At 71.9% G+C, this 3826-nt stretch carries 2 protein-coding genes and 2 pseudogenes; 2 read left to right on the forward strand and 2 right to left on the reverse strand.

Annotation, left to right across the window (positions count from 1 at the left end; translation table 11 throughout):
* Both AB0O00_RS32100 and AB0O00_RS32105 read left to right on the forward strand, forming a co-directional pair.
* Positions 1–239 (forward strand): annotated as a pseudogene (locus AB0O00_RS32100) (NADP-dependent oxidoreductase); the annotation flags it as partial.
* 184 nt (positions 240–423) lie between these two features.
* The gene (locus AB0O00_RS32105; protein ID WP_363657776.1) at positions 424–1806 is read left to right on the forward strand and encodes an amino acid permease; all 1383 of its coding nucleotides are present in this window, start codon (positions 424–426) and stop codon (positions 1804–1806) included.
* Positions 1807–1825: 19 nt separating this feature from the next.
* On the opposite strand, the pseudogene AB0O00_RS32110 reads toward AB0O00_RS32105, so the two are convergent.
* Both AB0O00_RS32110 and AB0O00_RS32115 read right to left on the reverse strand, forming a co-directional pair.
* A pseudogene (locus AB0O00_RS32110) lies at positions 1826–2805 on the reverse strand (IS5 family transposase).
* A gap of 155 nt (positions 2806–2960) precedes the next feature.
* On the reverse strand, positions 2961–3826 hold an 866-nt coding region (locus AB0O00_RS32115; protein ID WP_363657777.1), incomplete at its 5' end, for an ABC transporter substrate-binding protein.

Genomic DNA, 3826 nt, shown 5'->3' on the forward strand with positions numbered 1-3826 from the left:
AGGGCCCGTCCAACTACCTGTCCCTGCTGGTGCGCCGGGCCCGGATGGAGGGCTTCGTCGTCTTCGACTACGCGCGCCGCTACGCCGAGGCGGCGGCCGAGGTCGCCGGCTGGATCGGCGAGGGACGGATCAAGGTCAAGGAGCACGTGGTCGAGGGCGGCGTCGACGACTTCCCGCAGACGTTCCGGATGCTGTTCAGCGGCGAGAACACCGGGAAGCTGGTGCTGCGCCTGCCGTGATCATCGCGGTGAGCGCCCCACCGGACGAGTGCCGGTGCAAGGGGCGCTCGGCCGGAAATCTTGCGGTGGCGGGCCCGGGTCGGCCGGACGAAAACCACCGATTTGGTACGGACCGGTACCTCTCTGTGAGCATGGGCGGTCGCTCCACCGAGCGCAGCAGGACCAGGAAAGGCGCACCACCCCCATGCAGACCAGCCCGGCCGTGACCCGGCAGGCTCCCCGGCCGACCCCGCCCACCGAGGCGGAGCCCGCCACCCCGTCCCCCTCCCGTCCTGGCCGGCGGTTCGGGCTGCCGACCGCGACCGCGCTCGTGATGGGGAACATCATCGGCGGCGGCATCTTCATGATCCCGGCGGCCGTGGCGCCGTTCGGGACGGTCAGCCTGGTCGCGTTCGCCGTGCTGACGGTGGGCGCGATCGCGCTCGCGCTGGTCTTCGGGCAGCTGGCGCGCCGCAACCCGCGCACCGGCGGGCCCTACGTCTACGCCCGCGAGGCGTTCGGCGACTTCGCCGGGTTCATCTCGGCGTGGTCGTACTGGATCACGACGTGGGTCAGCAACGCGGCGCTCGCCGTGGCGGCGGTCGGCTACCTCGACGTGCTGGTCCCCGTCCAGCACTCCACCCTGCTCACCATCGGCGCCGCGCTGACCGTCCAGTGGCTGCCCGCGCTGGCGAACCTGGCCGGCACCCGGTACGTCGGGGCCGTCCAACTCGTCTCCACCGTCCTGAAGTTCATCCCGCTGGCGCTGGTCGCGGTGGGCCGCCTCGGCTTCTTCGACCCGAAGAACCTCGGCCCGTTCGACGCCTCCGGCCAGGGCGTGGTCGGCGGCATGACGGCCGCCGCCGCGATCCTGCTCTTCAGCTACCTGGGCGTGGAGTCGGCCGCGATGAGCGCGGGCAAGGTCCGCGACCCGGAGCGCAACGTCGGCCGGGCGAGCGTGCTCGGCACGGCCGGCGCCGCCCTGGTCTACCTGCTCGGCACGCTGGCGGTGTTCGGCACCGTCGCGCACGACCGGCTCGTGAGCTCCAGCGCGCCGTTCTCGGACGCCGTGAACGCGATGTTCGGCGGCTCGTGGGGCGGGACGGTCATCGCCGTCGCCGCGCTGATCTCGATGACGGGCGCACTCAACGGCTGGACCCTGCTCGCCGCGCAGGCGCCGTACGCGGCCGCCAAGGACGGGCTGTTCCCGGCCGCGTTCGGCAAGGAGAAGCGCGGGGTGCCGGTGCTCGGCGTCGTAGTCAGCGTCGCGCTGGCCTCGGTGCTGACGGTGCTCGACTTCGCGTCCGGCGCGAAGGGCGCGTTCGACGCGCTGGTGCTGATCACCACCTTCACCGCGACCGTCCCCTACCTGCTCTCCACCGCCGCCCAGCTGTACTGGCTGGTGCGCGGCGGACGCGAGGTGGCCACAGCCCGTCTCGTCCGCGACGCCGTGCTGGGCCTGGGTGCCTTCGGCTTCTCGCTGTGGCTCGTGGCGGGCGCCGGGTACGCGGCCGTCTACCAGGGCGTGCTGTTCCTCTTCGCGGGCATCCTGGTGTTCGTCTGGATGGCCGGGCGCCGCAAGAACTAGGGCCTGTGTGATGTTGTGATCAGTTGGGCGGTCGCAGGAGGTCGTCTATCCAGATCATTGAGGCGCGGAGGTGGAGGCCTGCGAGGTAGCTCTCGGGCTTCTTGTCGAACCGGGTGGCGATGCCCCGCCAGGCCTTCAGCCTGTTGATCAGGCGCTCGACGGTGTTCCGTTCCTTGTAGAGGTCGGTGTCGTGGTCGACGGGTCGGCCGCCCCTGCTGCCCTTCCGTTTCCGGCTGGCAGCCTGGTCCTTCTTCTCCGGGATGACGGCCTTGATGCCGCGTTTGCGCAGGTAGGCGCGGTTGGCGCGGGACGAGTAGGCCTTGTCTGCGGCGACCGCGCCGGGCCGGGTGCGGGGCCGGCCGACGGGCAGGCGCACGCGCACCTTGGCGAGGACGGGGACGAACTGCGGGCTGTCGCCGGCCTGCCCCGGGGTCAGGACGAGCGCCAGCGGACGGCACTGGCGGTCGGCGGCGAGATGGACCTTGCTGGTCAGCCCGCCCCGTGATCTGCCGAGCAGGGCCTGCTTCAGACGGAGCTGACGTCGCCGTCGGACGTATCTGCGCTCGTCCTGTCCGTTCTGTTCCGGTGGCTCGCCCCCTTTTGGCGGGCCGTATCCTGCTCGCGCGTGGCCTCCTCCAGGGCGTGCATGAGGTCCTCGTCGACGAGCATCCCGGCGGCGTCGTGGTGGGCCCGGACGGTCGTGGAGTCGACGCTGACCAGCGATAGGTCCGTCTTCCCCTCGCGGGCGGCCTCGGCGATCAGGCCTTCGAGCAGGGCACTGAACACGCCGGCGTCCCGCCAGACCCGGAACCGGCCGAAGACCGTGGACCAGGGGCCGAACTCGGCAGGCATCTCCCGCCACTGGGCGCTGGAGCGGAACCGCCAGATCACCCCCTCGAACTGGTCACGAAGCCGTTCGGGGTACGGCCCGAACCTGCCGATCGGCAGATAGGGCTCGATCAAACTCCACTGCTCGTCGGTGAGTTGCCTGCGCGTCACATCAGACAGTCCTACCGGGTTCCGCCCCGGAGCGGGGGCAGAACCCGAAGATTGATCACAACATCGCACAGGCCCTAGCCCACCCCTCAAGCCGGGAGCGCCCGGTGGTACTTGTCCGCCGCAAGTACCACCGGGCGCTTCCTCGTTCCCCCTCCTCAACCGGTGTGGAGGATCCGGAAGCGCCCCGGGTCCGCCGGGTCGCGGTCGGCGATCTGGACGGGTGGCCAGGCCCACTGCCACACGCTGACGCCCGGGGGGCGGGAGAACCGGATTCGTCCGCGGGTGCCGTCGACTGCCACGGTCGGCCAGGCTTCGGCGATGTGCGCCCGGTCCGTGCCGTGTGTCCGAAGCACGGTGGCGAGGACGGTGACGGTGTCGTAGCCCTCGAAGGCGACGAAGGAGGGGGCCTGGCCCAGTTGGTCGCGCAGGGCCGCCTCGACCCGTGCACCGAGCGGGCCAAGTCGCTCCGGCAGGTAGCGCAGGAACGGGACCGCCGTGCCGTCCTCGCCCAGCAGTGCCGCCCACTCGGCGAACTCCGGTTGCCCCGCCGGCGCACCGATCAGGACCTCCGCGAGACGTTCGTCGGCGCGGACGGCCTTGACCACCGACACGGCCGGCTCCGGGATGCCCGTCAGCAGGAGGAGCGCCATCACGCCGTGGCGGACGAGCTCCTCGCACACGGCCGCCGGGTCGAGCGCACCCGGGTCGAGCTCGATGACGGTGCCGCCCCGCGGGGCGAGGTGGTCCCGCAGGATGCGGGTCCCGGCCGCCCAGTACACGCTCGGCTGCGCCGCCACGGCGATCCGGGTGTGGCCTGCGCCGAGGAGGAAGTCCGCGTAGAGCCGCCAACTGTGTGACTGCGCAGGGCACATGCGCGCCACCCAGTCCGTCGGCTGCTCGGTGAGCTCGTCGAGCACCGCCGACGAGCAGAGGTACGGCAGGCCGAGCGCGTCGGCCCTGGCGGCGACGGCGCGGGCGACGACGCTGTGGTACTCCCCCGCCAGCGCGGCCACGCCCAGAC

The sequence above is a fragment of the Kitasatospora sp. NPDC093558 genome (genome assembly GCF_040683475.1).
GTDB lineage: Bacteria > Actinomycetota > Actinomycetes > Streptomycetales > Streptomycetaceae > Kitasatospora.

Coding starts and splice junctions, on each gene's coding strand:
- AB0O00_RS32105 (WP_363657776.1), top strand. CDS start 424: ATGCAGACCAGCCCGGCCGTGACCCGGCAGGCTCCCCGGCCGACCCCG.